General features: G+C 75.4%; 2 protein-coding genes. Both read left to right on the plus strand.

The genetic code is table 11. From position 1 onward, the window contains the following. The first annotated feature begins 15 nt into the window (after positions 1–15). On the plus strand, positions 16–7,860 hold the full coding sequence (locus AB0E88_RS00570; RefSeq protein ID WP_361621378.1) for an amino acid adenylation domain-containing protein: 7,845 nt from the start codon (positions 16–18) through the stop codon (positions 7,858–7,860). Then, positions 7,857–22,442, plus strand: a complete 14,586-nt coding sequence (locus tag AB0E88_RS00575; protein ID WP_361621381.1) for an amino acid adenylation domain-containing protein — start codon at positions 7,857–7,859, stop codon at positions 22,440–22,442. Before AB0E88_RS00570 ends, AB0E88_RS00575 begins: the two co-directional genes overlap by 4 nt. Positions 22,443–22,449 lie beyond the last annotated feature (7 nt).

Raw genomic sequence — 22,449 nt, forward strand, 5'->3', positions numbered from 1 at the left:
GACCTTGGGGGAAGTGTGCGTGTACCCGACGACGTGCGTCTGCCGCTGACGGCGGCCCAGCTCGGCATCTGGTTCGCCCAGGCGAGAGACCCGGAAAGCCCGGTGTTCAACACCGGCGAGTACGTGGAACTCGCCGGCGAGCTCGACGTCGCCCGTTTTGAAGCGGCGCTGCGCGCCACGGTCGCGCGCACCGACGCGCTGCGGCTGTGCTTCGGCACCGTCGCCGACGGCACCGTCCACCAGTGGGTGCCGGACGAGGTCGCGTTCCCGCTGCACCACGTGGACGTCACGACCGCCGCCGACCCGGAGGCCGCCGCCGACGCCTGGATGCGCGACGTGCTGTCCGCCCCGCTCGACGTCGCGGCGGGGCGCCCCCTGTTCACCCAGGCCCTGATCACCCTCGGCCCCGGCCGCCACCGCTGGTTCCAGCACGTCCACCACCTGCTGCTGGACGGCGTCGGCCTGCGCCTCGTCGCCGAACGGGTCGCCCGCGCCTACCGCACCCCGGTGGACACCCGCACCGCGTCGGACACCGGGGACCCGCGACCGGCCGGTGACACCGCCGGCATCCGGGACCTGCTCGACGCCGAGGAGGCCTGGCGGGGCTCCGACGCCCACGCCGAGGACCGCGCGTACTGGTTCACCGCCCCCCGGCCCGTATCCGTGGATCTCGCCGGGCGGACCGCCCCGGCCGCACCGCGCCCGGTGCGCCGTACCGCCCTGCTGCCCGCCGCCGTGCACGACGGGCTCACCGCCCTGGCCGCCGGTGCCGGCACCGGATGGCAGGCGTCCTTCCTGGCCGCCGTCGGCGCCTACACCCAGTGGCTGACCGGCCAGGACACCGTCACCCTGCGCCTGCCGGTGGCGGCCCGCCGCACCGCAGCCGCCCGCCGGGCCCCCGGTGCCGTCGCCGGTGTCCTGCCGCTCACCCTCACCCCGCGTCCCGCCGGATCGCTCCACTCCCTCGTGGACGCCACCCGCGACGCGCTCACCCCGGTCCTGCGCCACCAGCGCTACCCGTACGAGGAACTGCGGCGCGAACGCGGGCTCGTCGGCGAGGCTTCCGGCGGACCCGTCGTGAACCTGGTGTCCGGGCCGCGGGCGCTCGACTTCGGCCCCGACCTGCGGACCGCCGTGCATCCGGTGGCCACCGGCCCCGTCGACGACCTGAAGTTCTCCGTGTACGAGGACGCGGACACGGCCGGACTGCGCCTGGACCTGGAGGCCAACCCGGCGCTGTACGACGAGACGGCCACCGAGGAGCACCTGGACCGCTTCACCCGCTTCCTGGAGCGGTTCGCCGCGAGCGACGCCGGCGTACCCCTGGCCCGGATCCACGCCGGGGAAACCGCGGAAACGGCGGGCACCGCCCCTCAGGAGCCCGACGCCGCCACCGAGCCGCCCGCGGCCACCCTGCACGCCCTGTTCGCCCGCCGCGCCGCCGCGACCCCCGACGCCGTGGCGGTCACCCACGAGGGCTCCCGGCTCACCTACGCCGAACTCGACGCCCGGGCCAACCGTCTCGCGCACCGGCTGATCGCCCTGGGCGCCGGGCCCGAGCGGATCGTCGCGCTCGCCCTGCCCCGCTCCCTCGACCTGGTCGTCGCACTCCTGGCCGTCCTCAAGTCCGGCGCCGCCTACCTGCCGCTGGACCCGGACTACCCCGCGGACCGCCGCGCCTGGATGATCACGGACGCGGCTCCCGTCACGGTCGTCGACGAGGACGCCCTGCGCGCGGCCGCCCTCGACGACCAGCCGGACACCGACCCGGGCGTGCCGGTCCGAGCGGACCAGCCCGCCTACGTCATCTACACCTCCGGCTCGACCGGACGGCCCAAGGGCGTGCTGGTCCCGCACGCCAACGTGGCACGGCTGTTCACCGCCACCCGGCCCCTGTTCGGCTTCGGCCCCGACGACGTGTGGACCCTCTTCCACAGCTACGCCTTCGACTTCTCGGTGTGGGAGATCTTCGGCGCGCTGCTCCACGGAGGCCGGCTCGTCGTCGTGCCGTACACCGTCAGCCGCTCGCCCGCCGACTTCCTCGCCCTGCTCGCCCGTGAGCGCGTCACCGTCCTCAGCCAGACACCGAGCGCCTTCCACCAGCTCGACGCCGCCGACGCGGAGGCGGGAACCCCGGACCTCGCCCTGCGGCACGTGGTGTTCGGCGGCGAGGCGCTGGACCCCGCCCGCCTGTCCGGCTGGTACGCGCGCCGGGGCGGCAGCACCCGGCTGGTGAACATGTACGGCATCACCGAGACGACCGTGCACGTCACCCACGCCGAACTCGCCCCCGGCCACGCCCGGCCGGGCGCGGCGTCCCTGGTCGGCGGCCCGCTGCCGCATCTGCGCACCCGGGTCCTCGACAGCGCCCTGCGGCCGGTGCCGCCCGGTTTCACCGGAGAGCTGTACGTGTCCGGGGCCGGCCTCGCCCGCGGCTACCTCGGCCGGCCCGGTCTGACGGCCGAACGGTTCGTCGCCGACCCCTACGGGCCGCCCGGCTCCCGCATGTACCGCACCGGCGACCTGGTGCGCCGGCTCGCCGACGGTACCCTCGCCTATCTCGGCCGCGGCGACCAGCAGGTCAAGATCCGCGGCTTCCGGATCGAACTCGGCGAGATCGAGAGCGCGCTGGCCGCCCACCCCGGCGTCGCCGAGGCCGCCGCCGCCGTCCGCGAGGACCGGCCCGGCGACCGGCGGCTGGCCGCCTACGCGGTCCCCGTGGCCGGCACCGACCCCGACCCCGAGGACTGGCGCGCGCTGCTGGAGCGGACGCTGCCCGCGCACTGCGTGCCCGCCTCGTTCACCGTTGTCGACGCTCTGCCGCTGACCGCCAACGGCAAGCTCGACCGGGCCGCGCTGCCCGCGCCCGCCGCCCGCGCCACCGTCCCCGGCACGGTGGAGGCCCCGCCCGCGAGCGAGGAGGAGGCGGCCGTGCGCCGCGCCTTCGCCGACGTCCTGGGTGTCGAACCGGTGGGAGGCGACAGCGACTTCTTCGCCCTGGGCGGGCACTCCCTGCTCGCCGGACGGCTGATCGCCGCCGTCCGCGACGAACTGGGCGCCCAGATCACCGTGCAGGACCTCTTCGAGGCGGCCACCCCGGCCGCGCTCACCGCGCGCATCCGCGCGGCCGCCGCCCCCGCCCGGCCGCCGCTGGTGCCCCGGCGGGGCGACGGGCCCCCGCCCCTGTCCTACGCGCAGCACCGCATGTGGGTGCTGCGCGAGGTGGAGGACTCCGCCCCCACCTACAACATGCCGCTCGCGCTGCGCCTGTCCGGGCCCCCGAACCGGATGGCGCTGCGCGCCGCCCTGCACGACGTGGTCGTACGCCACGAGAGCCTGCGCACCGTCTACCCGCGGGGCGAACACGGCGCCGTGCCGCGGCTGCTGGAGCCCGAACAGGCCCGCCCCTGGCTGGTGGAGTCCCGCATCGGGCCGGAGCGGCTCGCCGGGGCGCTCACCGAGGCGGCCCGCACCCCCTTCGACCTGGAGTGGCAACTGCCGCTGTGGGCGCACCTTTTCACGCTGCCCGACGGGGACAACGTGCTGCTGCTGGTGCTGCACCACGTCGCCGCCGACGGCTGGTCGCTGCGCCCGCTGCTCGCCGACCTCGCCACGGCCTACGCGGCCCGGCTCGCCGGCCGCGCCCCCGACTTCCCGCCGCTGCCCGTCGGTTACGGCGACTTCGCCCACTGGCAGCGGGAACTCCTCGGCGACGAAAACGACCCGCGGAGCCTGGCCGGACGCCAGCTCGCTCACTGGGAGCGCGTCCTGGCCGGCCTGCCCGACCAGCTGGAACTGCCCACCGACCGGCCCCGGCCGCCCGTCGCCGAACACCGCGGAGGTTCGGTCCCGCTCGCCATCGGCTCCGCGCTGCACGCCCGCCTCGACGCCTTCGCCCGCGCCCACGGCGCCACCTGCCACATGGTGCTCCAGGCCACGCTCGCCGCCCTGCTCACCCGGCTCGGCGCGGGCACCGACATCCCCCTGGGCTGCCCCACGGCCTCCCGCCCCGACAGCGCGCTCGACGACCTCGTCGGCTTCTTCGTCAACCCGGTCGTGGTGCGGGCCGACACCTCGGGCGACCCGGCCTTCACCGATCTGCTCGGCCGGGTGCGCGCCGCGGCCCTCGACGCCTACGCCCACCAGGACGTGCCCTTCGACCGGATCGTCGAACGGCTCCAGCCCGAACGGTCGGCCGCCCGCCACCCGCTGTTCCAGGTCGTGCTGTCCTACCAGGACTTCGAGGCGCGGCCCGAGCTCAAGGGGCTGGCGGTGCGCCGCGAGCCCGTCGACTTCGGCGTCGCCAAGTTCGACCTGACGTTCAACCTGGTCGAGCACCGCGACGCGCAGGGCACCTGCACCGGCATCGACGGCGACCTCGAGTACGACGTCGCGCTGTACGACCGGTCCACCGCCCAGTCGGTGGTGCGCCGGCTGCTCACCCTCCTGGAGGGCGCCCTCGCCGCCCCCCACCTGCCCATCGGCGCGCACGACCTGCTCGACGCCACCGAGCACGCCCGGCTCGCCGAGTGGAACGACACCGCGTGCCCGGTGCCGGGCAGGGGGCTGGCCGAGCAGTTCGCCGAGCAGGCCCTGCGCACCCCGGACGCCGTCGCGGTCGTCGGTGACGACGGCACCGAACTGACCTACGCCGAACTGGACGCACGTTCCGGCCGGCTGGCCCGGCTTCTCGCCGAGGCGGGCGTCGGGCGGGAGAGCGCGGTCGCGGTCCTCCAGCGGCGCTCCGCCGACCTCGTCGTCTCCCTGCTGGCAGTGCTGCGCGCCGGCGGCTTCTACGTGCCGCTGAACACCCGTTACCCGGCCTCCCGCATGGCCATGATCACCGCCGACGTCGGGGCGCGGGCCGTCCTCACCGACCGGGCCACGGACGCCGAGCACACGTGCGCCGCGTGGGCCGGTGACGCCCGGGTCCTGGTCGTCGACGCGCCGCCGACGCTCCGGGCGACGAGCGCCGGCGCCCCGCTGCCCGTGGTGCCCGCGCACCCGCACCAGCTGGCGTACGTGATGTACACCTCCGGGTCCACCGGCCGTCCCAAGGGCGTCGCCATCACCCACGGGGACGTCTGCGCGCTGGCCGCCGACCGCTGCTGGCGCACCGGCAACCAGGAACGCGTCCTGCTGCACTCCCCGTACTCCTTCGACACCTCGCAGTACGAACTGTGGGTGCCGCTGCTGTCGGGCGGCACGGTCGTGGTCGCCCCGCCCGGCGACCTGGACACGCCGGCCCTGGCCCGCGCGATCACCGGCGGCCGGGTCACCGGCATGTGGCTCACCTCGGGCCTGTTCAACCTGCTGGCGGAGGAGTCCCCCGAGTGCTTCACCGGCGTGCGGGAGGTGTGGACGGGCGGCGACGTCGTCTCGCCGGCCGCGGTCGCCCGGGTGCTCGCCGCGTCGCCCGGCACGATGGTCGTCGACGGCTACGGGCCGACGGAGGCCACCACGTTCGCCACGCACCACATGATGCGGGCGCCGTGGCGGCAGGAGACCACCGTGCCCATCGGCACCCCCCTCGACAACACCACCTGCCACGTCCTCGACGGCCGGCTGCGGCCGGTGCCGCCGGGAGTGCCGGGCGAGCTGTACATCGGCGGCGCCGGGCTGGCCCGCGGGTACCTGAAGCGGCCCGAGGCCACGGCGGAACGATTCGTCGCTGATCCGTTCGGGCCCGCCGGGGCACGGATGTACCGCACCGGAGACCTGGTGCGCCGCCGCCACGACGGCGTCCTCGAGTTCCTCGGCCGCGTCGACCACCAGGTCAAGGTGCGCGGGTTCCGCATCGAACTCGGCGAGATCGAGTCCGTCCTCGGCGCCCACCCCCACGTCGCCCAGACCACCGTCCTGGTGCGCGAGGACCGGCCGGGCGACAAGCGGCTCGTCGCCTACGTCGTCCCCGCACCCGGCACCGGCGCCGATCCGGCCGCCCTGCGCGCCCATGTGGCGGCGGCGCTGCCCGACTACATGGTTCCGGCCGCGTTCATGGAACTCGACGCGCTGCCGCTCACCCCCAACGGCAAGCTGGACCGCCGGGCCCTGCCCGTTCCGGACTTCGGGGCCGCGGGCGAGCACCGGGCGCCGCGCACCCCGCGCGAGGAGGTCCTCGCGGTGCTGTTCGCCGAGGTGCTCGGAGTGGACCGGGTCTCGGTCGACGACAGCTTCTTCGACCGCGGCGGCGACAGCATCATGGTCATCCAGCTCGTCGGGCGGGCCCGGCGCGCCGGACTCGTGGTCAACGCCGCCCAGGTGTTCGAGCACAAGACGGTGGCCGCCCTGGCGCAGGTGGCGGGCAGCGAGGCCGCCGAAGAGCAGGACACCCCGCTCGGCGCTCTCGCGGCCGAGCCGACCGGTGAGGTCCCGCTCACCCCGGTGATGCACTGGCTGCGCGAACGCGGCGGCCCCGTCGAGGCGTTCAGCCAGTCCATGAACGTCCCCGTGCCGCCCGGCCTCGGCCTCGACCGGCTGACGGCCGCCCTCCAGACGCTGATCGACCACCACGACGTCCTGCGCGCCGTCTTCGACCGCACCGGCGGCGACACCTGGACCCTGCGCATCGACCCGCCCGGCACCGTGCGGGCCGCGGACCGGGTGCGCCACGTGGATGCCCGGGGACTGGACGACGCGGCCCTGGCCGCACGCGTCGCCACCGAGGCCGCCGCCGCACGCGGCCGGCTCGATCCGTTCACCGGCCGCACCGGCGAAGCCGTCTGGCTGGACGCCGGACCCGACCGCCCGGGCCGCCTCCTGCTCACCCTGCACCACCTCGTCGTCGACGGCGTCTCCTGGCGCATCCTGCTGCCCGACCTGCGGGCGGCCTGGGAGGCCGGCGAGCGGCAGGGCGCCGCCGTGGACCCGCTGCTCCCCGTCGGTACCCCCTTCCGCGCCTGGGCGCTCCACCTCGCCGAGCAGGCGCGCTCCGGGCAGCGGAGCGGGGAACTCGCGCTGTGGACACAGATGCTGGCCCAGGGAGCGGCACCCGTGACCGCGCAGCACCTCGACCCGGAGCTGGACACCGCGGGCACCGCGCGCAGCATCGCCCTCGACCTCGACGGCGAGACCAGCGCCGCCTTGCTGACCACCGTCACCGCCGCCTTCCACGGCCGGGTCGACGACGTGCTGCTCACCGCCTTCGCCCTGGCGGTCGCCGACTGGCGGCAGCGCCGCGGCCTCGGCGACAGCGACGCCGTCCTCGTCGACGTCGAGGGCCACGGTCGTGAACCCGGCGACAGCGGCGCCGAACTGTCCCGCACGGTCGGGTGGTTCACCACCATCCACCCGGTACGGCTCGCACCCGGCCCGCTCGACCGGCGTGAGGCGCTCGCCGGCGGCCCGGCCGCAGGACAGGCCGTCAAACGCGTCAAGGAGCAGCTGCGGCAGATCCCCGACTCGGGGCTCGGCCACGGAGTGCTGCGCCACCTGGACGCCCGGTCCGGCAGCACACTGGCCGCGCTGACCCCGTACGGCACACCCGATCTGGGCTTCAACTACCTCGGCCGGTTCCCCGCCCTCGACGACGGGCTGTGGGCCGCCGCCCCCGACACCGACGCCCTCACCGACGGCACCGACCCGCGGCTGCCCCTCGCGCACGCCGTCGAGGTCAACGCGCTCACCCTCGACGAGGCCACCGGCCCCCGTCTGCGGGCCGTGTGGACCTGGGCGTCCCGGCTCCTCGACGAGGAGGCCGTGCGCGACCTCGGCGAGAGCTGGTTCCGCGCCCTGACCGCCCTCGCCGCCCACGCCGAACGCCCCGACGCGGGCGGCATCACCCCGTCCGACCTGTCACTGGTCCAGCTCAGCCAGGACCAGATCGACCAGCTCGAAGCCGCCTGGAAGGTTGCCCGATGACGCAGTCCGGACTCGCCGACGTCCTGCCCCTGTCCCCGCTCCAGGAAGGGCTCCTCTTCCAGGTCGCCTACGGCGCCGAGAGCCAGGGCCAGGACGTCTACACCGTCCAGATGGTCTTCGAGTTGCGCGGCCCGCTCGACGAGGCGTCGCTGCGGGCGGCGGCCGGCACCCTGCTGCGCCGCCACCCCAACCTGCGCGCCGGCTTCTGGCAGCAGAACGTCGAACGCCCCGTCCAGTTCGTGCCGCGCGAGGTCCCGCTGCCCTGGCGCGACCACGACCTGACCGGGCTGCCCGAGGCCGAACGGGAGCAGGCCGCGGCCCGCCTCGCCGCGGCCGACCGCGCCGAGCGCTTCGACCCCGGCGTGCCGCCGCTGATCCGCTTCACACTGATCGCCCTCGGCCCCGGCCATCACAAGCTCGTGCTGACCACCCATCACCTGCTGCTCGACGGCTGGTCGATGCCGCTGCTGGTGCGCGAACTGTTCACGCTGTACGAGCACCACGGCGACGACGCGTCCCTGCCCCCCGTGACCCCCTACCGCGCCTACCTCGCCTGGCTCGCCGGCCGTGACGGCGAAGCCGCCCGCGCCGCCTGGCGCGAGGCCCTCGCCGGTCTCGACGAGCCGAGCCTCGTCGCGGGGGCGGGCGCGGGCCGCGGCGCCGACCACGCGGCCGCGCTGCCGGGACAGATCTGGCACGAGGTGGACCGGACCACCACCGACCGTCTCACCGCGCTCGCCCGCACCCTCGGCCTGACCGCCAACACCCTGGTCCAGGGCGCGTGGGCGCTGCTCCTCGGCCGGGAACTGGGCCGCGACGACATCGTGTTCGGCGCGACCGTCGCCCACCGCCCGCCGGAGATACCCGGCATCGAGTCCACCATCGGCATGTTCATCAACACCCTGCCGGTACGGGTGCGCCTGCGCCCCCACGAGAGCCTCGGTGAGCTGCTGTCCCGGCTGCAACGGGAACAGGCCGCCCTCATCGAGCACCGGCATCTGTCGCTGACCGAGATCCAGGCGCTGGCCGGCGCGGGCGACCTCTTCGACACCGTCGTCGTGTTCGAGAACTACCCGCTCGACCCTGCGGTGCTGAGCGCCGAGGCCCGCGGACTGCGTCTGGCCTCCTTCGAGGTCGGCGACGCCACCCACTACCCGCTGAGCCTGCTCGCCATCCCCGGTGAGCGGCTGCGCTTCCGGCTCGACCACCGCCTCGACGTCCTGGACACCGCGGGCGCCGAGCGGCTGCTGGCCCGCCTGGACGCCCTGCTGGCCCGTATCGCCGAGCAGGGCGCAGCGCTGCCCGTCGGCCGCGCCGACCTGCCGCTGCCCGGCGAGATCCTGCCCGCCCTCGGCCCCGGCCGCGGGAGCGCCCCGCGGCCGCAGGCCGGTGTGTGTGTTCCGGAGCTGTTCGAGCGTCGGGTGGGTGTGGTGCCGGATGCGGTGGCGTTGGTGGTGGGGGAGGAGTCGTGGTCGTATGCGCGGTTGAATGCGCGGGCGAACCGGTTGGCGCGGTGGCTGGTGGAGCGGGGTGCGGGGCCGGAGCGGGTGGTGGCGCTGCGGTTGCCGCGGTCGGTGGAGTTGTATGTGGCGTTGCTGGCGGTGCTGAAGGCGGGTGCGGCGTATCTGCCGGTGGATGTGGGGTATCCGGCGGAGCGGGTCGCGTCGATGCTGGCGGAGACGGATCCGGTGCTGGTGCTGGATGCGGTGCCGGGGGATCTTTCCGGGTATGCGGAGTCGGATCTGGGTGATGCGGACCGGTTGGAGCCGTTGCTGCCGCAGCATCCGGCGTATGTGATCCACACGTCGGGCTCGACCGGCCGGCCCAAGGCGATCGTGATGCCGCAAGCCGGCCTGGTCAACCTCCTCACCTGGCACGCCGACGAGATCCCGGGCGAGCAGGGCACGGTGGTGGCACAGTTCACCAGCATCGGCTTCGACGTCGCCACCCAGGAGGTCCTCTCCGCCCTGCTGCACGGCAAGACCCTCGCCGTCCCCGACGAGGAGACCCGCCGCAGCGCCGAGCGGCTCACCGCCTGGCTCGACCAGCAGGGCGTCGCGGAACTGTACGCGCCGACCCTCGTCATCGAGGCGGTGGCGGAGGCCGCCGCCGAACAGGGCCGCACCCTGCCCGCGCTGCGCCACGTCGTCCAGGCCGGGGAGGCCCTGGTCCTCGGCCCGGCCGTACGCGCGTTCACCGCCGCCGCGCCCGGCCGGCGCCTGCACAACCACTACGGGCCTGCCGAGACGCACGTGGTCACCGGCACCGCCCTGCCCGCCGACCCCGCCCGGTGGAGCGACACCGCCCCGCTCGGGCGTCCCGTGGCCGGCCTGCGCGTGTACGTCCTGGACGGCGCGTTGCGTCCGGTGCCGCCGGGGGTGACGGGGGAGCTGTACCTGGCGGGTGCGGGAGTGGCGCGCGGCTATCTGGGCCGGGCCGCCCTGACCGCCGAGCGGTTCGTCGCCGACCCGTACGGCGCCCTGTTCGATGAGCCGGGGGCGCGCATGTACCGCACCGGTGACCTGGGGCGGTGGAGTGCCGACGGGGAGCTGGAGTTCGCCGGGCGCGCCGACCACCAGGTCAAGATCCGCGGCTTCCGCGTGGAGCCCGGCGAGGTCGAGGCCGCGCTCACCGCCCTGGACGCCGTCGCCCGCGCCGCCGTCCTCGCCCGCGAGGACCGTCCCGGCGACAAGCGGCTCGTCGCCTACGTCGTGCCCGCGCAGGGGCCGCTGGACCCCGCCGCCCTGCGCGCCGCGCTCACCCGCACCCTGCCCGACTTCATGGTGCCCACGGCCTACGTCGAGCTGGACGACCTGCCGCTCACCCCCAACGGCAAGCTCGACCGGGCCGCCCTGCCCGAGCCCCGCACCACGGCCACCGTACGGCGCGGCCCCCGCTCACCGCGCGAGGAGATCCTGTGCGGCCTGTTCGCCGAGGTGCTGAAGACACCCGGCCCGGTCGGCATCGACGACGACTTCTTCGCCCTGGGCGGCCACTCGCTGCTCGCCACCCGCCTGGTCAGCCGCATCCGCGGTGTCCTGGGCGCCGAGGTGCCGCTGCGCGACCTGTTCGACGCCCCCACGGTCGCCCGGCTCGCCGAGCGACTCGACGGCACGGCGGGAGCCCGCCCCCCGCTGCGGGCCGTCGCGGGACCCCGCCGTCCCGAGCGGCTGCCGCTCTCGCACGCCCAGCGCCGTCTGTGGTTCCTCGGCCGGCTCGACGGGCCCAACAGCACCTACAACATCCCGCTCGCACTCCGGCTGCGCGGCCGGCTCGACCGGGCCGCTCTGCGCGCCGCGCTGGCCGACCTGACCGCCCGGCACGAGATCCTGCGCACCGTCTACCCGAGCCACGCGGGCGAGCCGTACCAGCACATCCTGCCGCCCGGCGACACCGTGCCCGCCCTCGACGTCGTCGACGCCGACGAAGCCCGGCTGGCCGGCCTGCTGGCCAAGGCCGCCGACCGGTCCTACGACCTGACCCGGGACCTGCCGCTGCGCGCCACCCTGTACCGGCTCGGCGACGACGAGCACGTGCTGCTGCTGTTGCTGCACCACATCGCCGGGGACGGCTGGTCCCTCGCCCCCCTCACCCGCGACCTGGCCACCGCCTACGCCGCCCGCCGCGAGGGCCGTGCGCCCGCGTTCACCGCGCTGCCCGTCACCTACGCCGACTACACCCTGTGGCAGCGCGACCTCCTCGGCGACCCGGACGACACGACGAGCCGGCACGGCACCCAGCTGGCCCACTGGCGGGACGCCCTCGCCGGGGCGCCCGCCCGCCTCGACCTGCCCACCGACCACCCCCGGCCCGCGGTGGCGAGCCACCGCGGCGCCACGGTGCCCTTCCACGTCGACGCCGCTCTGCACGAGCAGCTCGCCGCGCTCGCCGCGGCCTGCGACGCCAGCCTGTTCATGGTGCTTCAGGCGGCGTTCGCCGCCCTCCTCACCCGGCACGGCGCCGGCACCGACATCCCCGTCGGCAGCCCCGTCGCCGGCCGCACCGACGACGCCCTCGACGACCTGGTCGGCTTCTTCGTCAACACCCTGGTCCTGCGCACCGACACCTCGGGCGACCCCGCCTTCCGCGACCTGGTGCGCCGCGTGCGGGAGTTCGACCTGGCCGCCTACACCCACCAGGACCTGCCCTTCGAAAAGCTCGTCGAGCATCTCAACCCCGAACGCACCCTGGCCCGCAACCCGCTCTTCCAGGTCGTCCTCGCCCTGCAGTCGATGCCCGCCGCCCGCCTCGCCCTGCCCGGCCTCGACGTCGCCGCCGAGCCGGTCCGGGTGGGCTTCGCCAAGTTCGACCTCGGGCTCGCCCTCATCGAGGAGCACACGGCCGACGGCGCACGGGCCGGCCTGCGCGGCGACTGGGAGTTCAGCACCGAACTCTTCGAACGCACCACCGTCGAGGCCCTCGGCGAACGGCTCGTGCACTTCCTGCGCGCCGTCGCCGAGGACCCCGGGCGCACCATCGGTTCCGTCGACCTGCTGGACGCCGCCGAACGCCACCGGCTGCTCGTCGGCCTCAACTCCCCGGACCCGCAGGCGAAGACGCCTGCGCCCGCCACGCTCACCGCGCTGTTCGAGGCCCAGGCGGCGCGCACCCCCGACGCCACCGCGCTCGTCATGGCGGGACGCTCGCTGACGTACGCGGAGCTGAACGCGCGGGCCAACCGGCTGGCGCGCCTGCTCGTCGAGCGCGGCGCGGGCCCGGAGCGGATCGTCGCCCTGCGGCTGCCGCGCTCCCTGGACCTGGTCACCGCCGTCCTCGCGGTGTGGAAGGCGGGCGCCGCCTATCTGCCCGTCGACCCCGGCTACCCCGCCGAACGCATCGCCTTCATGCTCGACGACGCCCGGCCCGCGCTGGTCGTGGACTCGGTGCCGGCGGACCTCTCGCCGTACCCGGACACGGACCTGACCGACGCCGACCGCGTCACCGCGCTGCTGCCCCACCACCCGGCGTACGTCATCTACACCTCCGGCTCCACCGGCACGCCCAAGGGCGTCGTCGTGGCGCACGCCTCGGTGGCGGCGACCATCCCGCCGCAGGCCGCGCGGTTCGGCCTCGGCCCGCACAGCCGCGTCCTGCAGTTCGCGTCGATCAGCTTCGACGCGGCCCTGTGGGAGCTGACCGCCGCCCTGCTCACCGGTGCCGGGCTCGTCCTCGGCAGCGCCGACGACCTGCTGCCCGGGCCGGGGCTGGCCCGGCTGGTCGAGGAAGCGGGCGTCACCCTGCTCGCGTTGCCCCCGAGCGCGCTGCCCGCCCTGCCCGACGGCGCCCTGCCGCCCGGATGCGACCTCATCGTCGCCGGTGACGTCACCGCGCCCGGCCAGGCCGCCCGTTTCTGGCGCGACCGGGCCATGGTCAACGCCTACGGCCTGACCGAGACCACCGTGTGCGCCACCATGAGCGCCCCGGTCGCCGGCGCCGTGAGCCCGCCCGCCGGCCGGCCCGTGGGCGCCGCCCGCGTGTACGTCCTCGACGAGCGGCTGCGGCCCGTGCCGCCCGGCGTCACCGGCGAGATCCACATCTCCGGGCCCGGCGTGGCCCGCGGCTACCTGGGCCGGGCGGCGCTGACCGCCGAACGGTTCGTCGCCGACCCCTTCGCCGCCCTGTTCGGTGAGCGCGGCGCCCGCATGTACCGCACCGGCGACCTCGGCCGGTGGCGTGCCGACGGCGAACTGGAGTTCGCCGGGCGCGCCGACGAGCAGGTGAAGATCCGCGGCTTCCGTGTGGAGCCCGGCGAGGTGGAGGCCGCGCTCACCGCCCATCCGGGTGTCGCGGCCGGCGCCGTCGTCGTACGCGAGGACCAGCCCGGCGACAAGCGCCTGGTCGCCTACGTGGTGCGCGACCCGGGCCACGACCCGGCCGCCGACGGCACCGGACAGGTCGAGATGTGGCGCGAGACGTACGACTCCCTGTACCGGGCCGACGAGGCGGGGCTCGCCCGTGCGTTCGGCGAGGACTTCTCCGGCTGGAACAGCAGCTACACCACCGACGCCATCCCCTTGGAGGAGATGACCGAGTGGCGGGCCGCCTCCACCGAGCGCATCCTCGCGCTGCGCCCGCGCCGCGTCCTGGAGATCGGCTGCGGCACCGGCCTGATCCTCTCCCGCGTCGCCCCGCACGTCGAGGAGTACTGGGGAACCGACCTGTCGGCCCCCGTCGTCGCGCAGCTGCGCCGCCACCTCGACGCCCGGCCCGAACTGGCCGCGAAGTGCACCGTGCGCACCCAGCCCGCGCATGTGACGGACGGGCTGCCGCGCGGCCGCTTCGACACCATCGTCCTCAACTCCGTCGTCCAGTACTTCCCCGACGCCGCCTATCTGGCCGCCGTCCTGCACGGCGCCGCCGAACTCCTCGCCCCCGGCGGCACGATCTTCCTCGGCGACATCCGCAACCTGCGCACGCTGCGCACCTTCCGGGCCGCCGTGGAACTGCGCCGCGCGGGCACCTTCGCCGACGCCGCCGCCCTGCGCCGCGCCGTCGAACGGTCCGTCGCCGGTGAGAAGGAACTCCTGCTCGACCCCGACTTCTTCACCACCGTGGTCGCCGACGACCCGCGCCTGCACGGCGTCGACGTCATGCTGCGCGCGGGCGCCCACCACAACGAGATGAGCCGCCACCGCTACGACGTCCTGCTCACCGGCGCACCGGCTGCCGCGGCGCCGGCCGCCCGTGAACTGCGCTGGGGCACCGACGTCACCGGGATCGACGAGCTCGCCCGCGCCCTCGCCACGAACGACCCCGTCCGGGTAACCGGTGTGCCCAACGCCCGCACCGTGCGCGAACACCGGGCCCTGGCCGCCCTGGAACGCGGCGCCGTCACCGAGGCCGTCGCCCTGCTGGACGGCCCCCCGCCCGAGGACGCCCTCGACCCGGACCGGGTGCACCGCCTGGGCGCCGTGTGCGCCTGGGGCGAGGACGACGCCACCTTCGAGGTGTGCACCGGCCCCGGCCCCGCCCACCGGCCCCGCCCCGGCGACCGGCCCCTCGCCAACGACCCCTCCCGCGGCCGCCGCGACGAGGCGCTGCTCGACGGTCTGCGCGCCCAGGTGGCCGAGCGGCTGCCCGCGCACATGGCGCCCGCCGCCTACGTCGTGCTGGACGCGCTGCCGGTCACCGCCAACGGCAAGGTCGACCGGGACGCGCTGCCCGCCCCCGACCAGGACGCGGCCGCCGCCGGCCAGGCCCCCCGCACCCGGCGCGAGGAGGTCCTGTCCGCCCTGTTCGCCGAGGTCCTCGGACTGCCCGGGGGAGTCGGCGTCGACCGCAGCTTCTTCGACCTGGGCGGCCACTCCCTGCTCGCGACCCGGCTGCTCAGCCGGATCCGCACCGTGCTCGGCGTGGAACTCGCCGTGCGCGACCTGTTCCAGGCCCCGACCGTCGCCGCCCTCGCCGAACGGGTCGACGGTGCCCACGAGGCCCGCCCGGCCCTCACACCGCGTGAGCGTCCCGACGAGGTGCCGCTGTCGTTCGCCCAGTACCGGCTGTGGTTCCTGCACCGCATGGAGGGGCCCAGCGCCACCTACAACATCCCCATGAGCCTGCGCCTGACCGGTGCCCTCGACACCGGGGCCCTGCGCGCCGCGCTCACCGACGTCGTCGCCCGCCACGAGGCGCTGCGCGCCGTCTACCCCGAGCACGGCGGCGTCCCCCGCCAGCAGGTCCTCGAGGCGGTCGCACCCCCCTTCGAGACGGTGCCCACCACCGCCGGACAGCTCGAACGCGACCTCACCCGGGCCGCCCGCCACGGCTTCGACCTGGCCGGCGAACCACCGCTGCGGGCCACGCTGTTCCGGCTCGGTGAGCACGAGCACGTGCTGTTGCTGCTGCTGCACCACATCGCCGGCGACGGCTGGTCCTGGCCGCCGCTCGCCCGCGACCTGGCCACCGCCTACGCCGCCCGCCGCGAGGGCCGTACGCCCGACTTCGCGCCGCTGCCCGTCACCTACGCCGACTACACGCTGTGGCAGCGCGACCTGCTCGGCGACGAGCACGATCCGGACAGCCGCCTCGCCCGCCAGATCACGTACTGGACCCGCGCCCTCGACGGCGTTCCGGAGGAACTCCCGCTGCCCGCCGACCACCCGCGTCCGGCGGTCGCCGCCCATCGCGGTGCGACGGTCCCCTTCAGCGTCGATCCCACGCTGCACCGCAGGCTCACCGGCCTCGCGGGCGAGGAGCGGGCCAGCCTGTTCATGGTGCTGCAGGCGGCGTTCGCCGCCCTGCTCACCCGGCACGGGGCCGGCACCGACATCCCCGTCGGCAGCCCCGTCGCGGGCCGCACCGACGAGGCGCTGGAGGACCTGGTCGGCTTCTTCGTCAACACCCTGGTCCTGCGCACCGACACCTCAGGCGACCCGACGTTCCGGCAACTGCTGCAGCGGGTGCGGGAGACCGACCTCGCGGCCTACGCCCACCAGGACGTGCCCTTCGAGAAGCTGGTGGAGCGCCTGCGCCCCGAGCGCTCGCTGGCCCGCCACCCCCTCTTCCAGGTCATGCTCGCCTTCCAGAACAGCGGCGAGGCCCGCCTGGACCTGCCCGGCCTGAACGCCGAGGCGGTCCCCGTGGGGGTCGGCGTCGCCAAGTTCGACCTGCACCTGAGCATGGTCGAGCAGCGGGCCGGGGACGGCTCGCCCGGCGGCATCCGGGCCGCTCTGGAGTACAGCACCGACCTGTTCGAACGGGCCACGGCGGAGGCGCTCACCGAGCGGCTGCTGCGCCTGCTGCGGGCGGTGGCGGACGACCCCGACACGACCATCGGCCGGCTGGAACTGCTCGATGCCGGCGAACACCGCCGCGTCCTCACCGACTGGAACACCACCGACGCCCCCCGGCCGCCGGCCGGTGTGCGCGTCCCGGAGCTGTTCGAGCGTCGGGTGGGTGTGGTGCCGGATGCGGTGGCGTTGGTGGTGGGGGAGGAGTCGTGGTCGTATGCGCGGTTGAACGCGCGGGCGAACCGGTTGGCGCGGTGGCTGGTGGAGCGGGGTGCGGGGCCGGAGCGGGTGGTGGCGCTGCGGTTGCCGCGGTCGGTGGAGTTGTATGTGGCGTTGCTGGCGGTGCTGAAGGCGGGTGCGGCGTATCTGCCGGTGGATGTGGGGTATCCGGCGGAGCGGGTCGCGTCGATGCTGGCGGAGACGGATCCGGTGCTGGTGCTGGACGCGGTGCCGGAGGATCTGTCCGGGTATGCGGAGTCGGATCTGGGTGATGCGGACCGGTTGGAGCCGTTGCTGCCGCAGCATCCGGCGTATGTGATCCACACGTCGGGCTCGACCGGCCGGCCCAAGGCGATCGTGATGCCGCAGGCCGCCCTGGTCAACCTCCTCACCTGGCACGCCCGCCGCTTCCCCGGCGGGCCCGGACGGCGCACCGCCCAGTTCACCGCGATCGGCTTCGACTTCTCCGTGCAGGAGATCCTCGCACCGCTGGTCACGGGCCGGACCCTGGTCGTGCCCGACGAGGAGACCCGCCGCAGCGCCGAGCGGCTCACCGCCTGGCTCGACGAGCAGCGCGTCAACGAGCTGTTCGCCCCCAACCTCGTCATCGAGGCGGTGGCGGAGGCCGCCGCCGAACAGGGCCGCACCCTGGAGCACCTCACCGACATCCTCCAGGGCGGCGAGGCGCTCGCCCCGAGCGCCCGGGTGCGCGACTTCGCGCACGCCGTTCCCGCCCGGCGCCTGCACAACGTGTACGGCCCCGCCGAGACCCACGCCGTCACCACCCACACCCTGCCCGCCGATCCCGCCGCCTGGCCGGCGGCCGTGCCCATCGGGCGGCCGGTCGACCACGACCGCGTGTACGTCCTGGACGGCGCGTTGCGTCCGGTGCCGCCGGGAGTGACGGGGGAGCTGTACCTGGCGGGTGCGGGAGTCGCCCGCGGCTATCTGGGCCGGTCCGCCCTGACCGCCGAGCGGTTCGTCGCCGACCCGTACGGCGCCCTGTTCGATGAGCCGGGGGCGCGCATGTACCGCACCGGTGACCTCGGGCGGTGGAGTGCCGACGGGGAACTGGAGTTCGCCGGGCGCGCCGACCACCAGGTCAAGATCCGCGGCTTCCGCGTGGAGCCCGGCGAGGTCGAGGCCGCGCTCACCGCCCTGGACGGCATCGCGCGCGCCGCCGTCCTCGCCCGCGAGGAACGCCTGGTGGCCTACCTCGTCGTCCGCGGCGACGTGGACACCCGGGCCGTACGCGCCGCGCTCGCCCGCACCCTGCCCGACTTCATGGTGCCCTCCGCCTACGTCGTACTGGACGACCTGCCGCTCACCCCCAACGGCAAGCTCGACCGGGCCGCCCTGCCCGCACCGGCCCCCGCCGAGCGCGCCGGACGCACGCCCCGCACCCCGGGCGAGGAGATCCTGTGCGGCCTGTTCGCCGAGGTGCTGAAGACACCCGGCCCGGTCTCCATCGACGACGACTTCTTCGCCCTGGGCGGCCACTCGCTGCTCGCCACCCGGCTGATCAGCCGGATCCGTACCGTGCTGGGCGCCGAGATCTCGCTGCGCGAACTGTTCGAGGGGCCCACGCCGGCCGCGCTCGCGGCGCTCGCCGCACGGGCCGACGGCGTCCGGCGGCCCGCGCCGGCGCCCGCCGCCGAACGCCCCGCCGTACTGCCGCTGTCGTACGCCCAGCGCCGGCTGTGGTTCCTCGGCCGGCTCACCGGCGGCGACCCGGGCTACAACATGCCCATCGGCCTGCGGCTGACCGGCACGCTGGACACCGCCGCGCTCACCGCGGCGCTCGCCGACCTGACCCGTCGGCACGAGACGCTGCGCACCGTCTTCCCCGAGGGGGAGGACGGCAGCCCCCGGCAGCTGGTGCTCGACGCCGACGCCGTACGGCCCGCCCTCGAGGTGCGCGACACCTCCGAGGACGACCTGCCCGGCGCCCTGGAGGCAGCCGCCCGGCACCGCTTCGACCTGACCCGGGACCTGCCGCTGCGCGCCACCGTGTTCCGGCTCGGCGAGGACGAGCACGTGCTGCTGCTGTTGCTGCACCACATCGCCGGTGACGGCTGGTCCCTCGCCCCCCTCACCCGCGACCTGGCCACCGCCTACGCCGCCCGCCGAGAAGGCCGTGCGCCCGACTTCGCGCCGCTGCCCGTCACCTACGCCGACTACACCCTGTGGCAGCGCGACCTCCTCGGCGACCCGGACGACCCCTCCGGCACGGCGGCCCGCCAGTTCGCCTACTGGAAGGACGCCCTCGCCGGGCTGCCGCAGGAGCTTCAGCTCGCCGCCGACCGACCCCGCCCCGCCGTCCCCGGCCACCGCGGGGAGGCCGTCTTCCGCACCCTGGACGCCGGCCTGCACGCACGGCTGCTGGACCTCGCCCGTTCGGCCGGCGCCAGCCTGTTCATGGTCCTGCACGCGGCCCTCGCCGCCGTCCTCACCCGGCACGGGGCCGGCACCGACATCCCCGTGGGCAGCCCCGTCGCGGGCCGCACCGACGAGGCGCTGGACGACCTGGTCGGCTTCTTCGTCAACACCCTGGTCCTGCGCACCGACACCTCAGGCAACCCGACGTTCCGGCAACTCCTGGAGCGGGTCCGCGAGACCGACCTCGCGGCCTACGCCCACCAGGACGTGCCGTTCGACAAGCTGGTGGAGGAGATCAGCCCCGGCCGCTCCCTGTCCCGCCACCCCCTCTTCCAGGTCCTGCTCGCCCTGCAGAACACCCCCGAGGCCGACCTCGCGCTGCCCGGGCTCACCGCCCGGCCCGAGGTGGTCACCCTCGGCGCCGCCAAGTTCGACCTCACCTTCAACCTGGCCGAGCGGCACGGCCCCGGCGGCGAGGCGCGCGGCATCGACGCGGTCCTGGAGTACAGCACCGACCTGTTCGAACGGGCCACCGCCGACGCGCTCGTCGACCGGCTCCTGGCCTTCCTGGCGGCCGTCGCCGCCGACCCCGACCTGCCCGTCGCGGACGCCCCGCTGCTCGGCGAGGGCGAACGCGATCTCGTCCTGACCGGATGGAACGACACGGCCCGCCCGGACCACCGGGAAGCCGCCGACGCGTCCCTGCCCCGGCGCGTCGCCGAACAGGCCGCCCGCACCCCCGACGCGATCGCCGTGACCGAACCCGACGGCACCACCCTGACCTACGCCGCACTCCAGGCCCGCGCGGCCCGCCTGGCCCACCGCCTGATCGCCGAGGGGGTGACCCGGGAGACCCCGGTGGCCGTCCTGCAGGAACGCTCCGCGCACCTGGTCGTCACCACCCTCGCCGTCCTCATGGCCGGCGGTGTCTACGTCCCGCTGCACACCGCCCACCCCGAGGAACGCATGCGGCAGGTGCTCGCCGGCACCGGGGCCACGCTGCTGCTCACCGACGGCCGGTACGCGGCCGTCGCCGGCCGGCTCGGCGTGCGCACCCTCGCCGCCGACACCGACCTGCCCGGTGACGCCCGGGCACCGGAGGTGACGGTGGCCCCCGACCAACTGGCGTACATCATGTACACCTCCGGCTCCACCGGCACCCCCAAGGGCATCGGCATCACCCACCGCGACGCCGTCGCGCTCGCCGTCGACGGCTGCTGGGAGACCGGGGCCTCCTCCCGCGTCCTGATGCACTCCCCGTACGCCTTCGACATCTCCACCTACGAACTGTGGAGCCCGCTGCTGGCCGGCGGCCGGATCGTCGTCGCCCCGCCCGGCGACCTCGACGCGCCCACCCTGCGCCGTCTGCTGGCGCGGCAGGGCGTCACCTCACTGCTGCTGACGGCAGGGCTGTTCGGCGTCGTCGCCGACGACGACCCCGGCGTCTTCGCGGGCGTACGGGACGTGTGGACCGGCGGTGACGTCGTGTCACCCACCGCCGTACGACGGGTCCTCGACGCCTGCCCCGGCACGGTCGTCAAGGTGCTGTACGGGCCCACCGAGATCACCCTCGGCTGCACCTGGCACCGCTTCACCGCGGCGGAACAGGTGCCCGCCTCCGTGCCCATCGGCCGCCCGCTGGACAACACCCGCGCCTACGTCCTGGACGAACGGCTGCGGCCCGTCCCGCCCGGTGTCCCCGGCGAGCTGTACATCGCCGGCGCCGGCCTGGCCCGCGGCTACGTCGCCCAGCAGGCCCGCACCGCCGAACGGTTCACCGCCGATCCCTTCGGCGCCCTGTTCGGCGACGCGGGCGGGCGGATGTACCGCACCGGCGACATCGCCCGCCACGGGACGGACGGGGTCCTGCAGTTCCTCGGCAGGGCCGACGAACAGGTGAAGATCCGCGGCTTCCGCGTCGAACCCGGCGAGATCGAGACCGCGCTCGCCGCCCACCCCGACGTCACCCGCGCCGTCGTCGTCGCCCGGCCGGGAAGGGCCGGCGACAAGGTCCTCGTCGCCTACGTCGTCGCCGCACCCGACGCCGCTCCCGGCGCCGCCGGCCCCGCCGCGCTGCGCGCCGAACTCGAACGGTCGCTGCCCGACTACATGATCCCGGCCGCCTTCGTCACCCTGGACGCGCTGCCGGTGACGCCCAACGGCAAGCTCGACCGGGACGCGCTGCCCGAGCCCGACTGGGGCGGCGGTGGCGGCCGGCTGCCGCGCGGCCCCCGCGAGGAGGTGCTGTGCGCCCTGTTCGCCGAGGTCCTCGGCGCCGAGCGGGTCGGCATCGACGACAACTTCTTCGAACTGGGCGGGCACTCCATGCTCGCCACCCGCCTCGCGGGCCGCATCACGGCCGTCCTCGGCGCCGAGGTCGGCGTGCGCACCCTCTTCGAAGCGCCCACCGTGGCCGCCCTCGCCGCCCGGATCGACGGCACCCTGGACGACGCGCACGACCCGTTCGCGGTGGTGCTGCCGCTGCGCGCCGGCGGCACCCTGCCCCCGCTGTTCTGCGTTCACCCCGCCGGCGGCTTCGGCTGGATCTACTCGGCGCTGCTGCGCCACACCGACCGTGAGCGGCCGGTGTACGCCGTCCAGGCGCGCGGTCTGAGCCGCGACGAGCCCCTGCCCGGCGACCTGGACGCCATGGCCCGGGACTACGCGGAACAGATCCGCAAGACCGCTCCCGAAGGCCCCTACCAGCTGCTCGGCTGGTCCTTCGGCGGGCTCGTCGCCCACGCCGTCGCCGCCCGGCTGCAGGCCGAGGGCGCCACGGTGGACCTGCTGGCCGTGCTCGACGCCTACCCCGGCGCCTACGACGGGTCCGAGCACGAGGTGGGGGAGGAGCAGGTGCTGGCGATCCTGCTGAACGCCGCCGGCGTGGACCGCGCCGAGACCTTCGGCGACGCGCCGCTCCGGCGGCCCGACGTCCTCGCCGCCCTGCGCGACAGCGGCAGCGCCCTGGCCCACCTCGACGACGCCGCGATCGCCCGCATGACCGGCGTCTTCCTCAACAACACCCGGCTCATCCAGGACTTCACCCCCGCCCGCTTCGACGGGGACATGGTGTTCTTCGCCGCCACGGCCGGCCGCACCGACCCGGCGCTCACCCCCGGCGCGTGGCGCCCCCACCTCACCGGCCGCCTCGAGGAGCACCACCTGGACACCGACCACGCCGGCCTGGCCCGGCCCGACGTCCTGGGAGTCATCGCCCGCACGCTCGCGGACCGCGAGGCGCGGCGGAACCGCACCTGACCGAACG

It is taken from the genome of Streptomyces sp. NPDC028635, assembly GCF_040637635.1.
Taxonomy (GTDB): Bacteria; Actinomycetota; Actinomycetes; order Streptomycetales; family Streptomycetaceae; genus Streptomyces.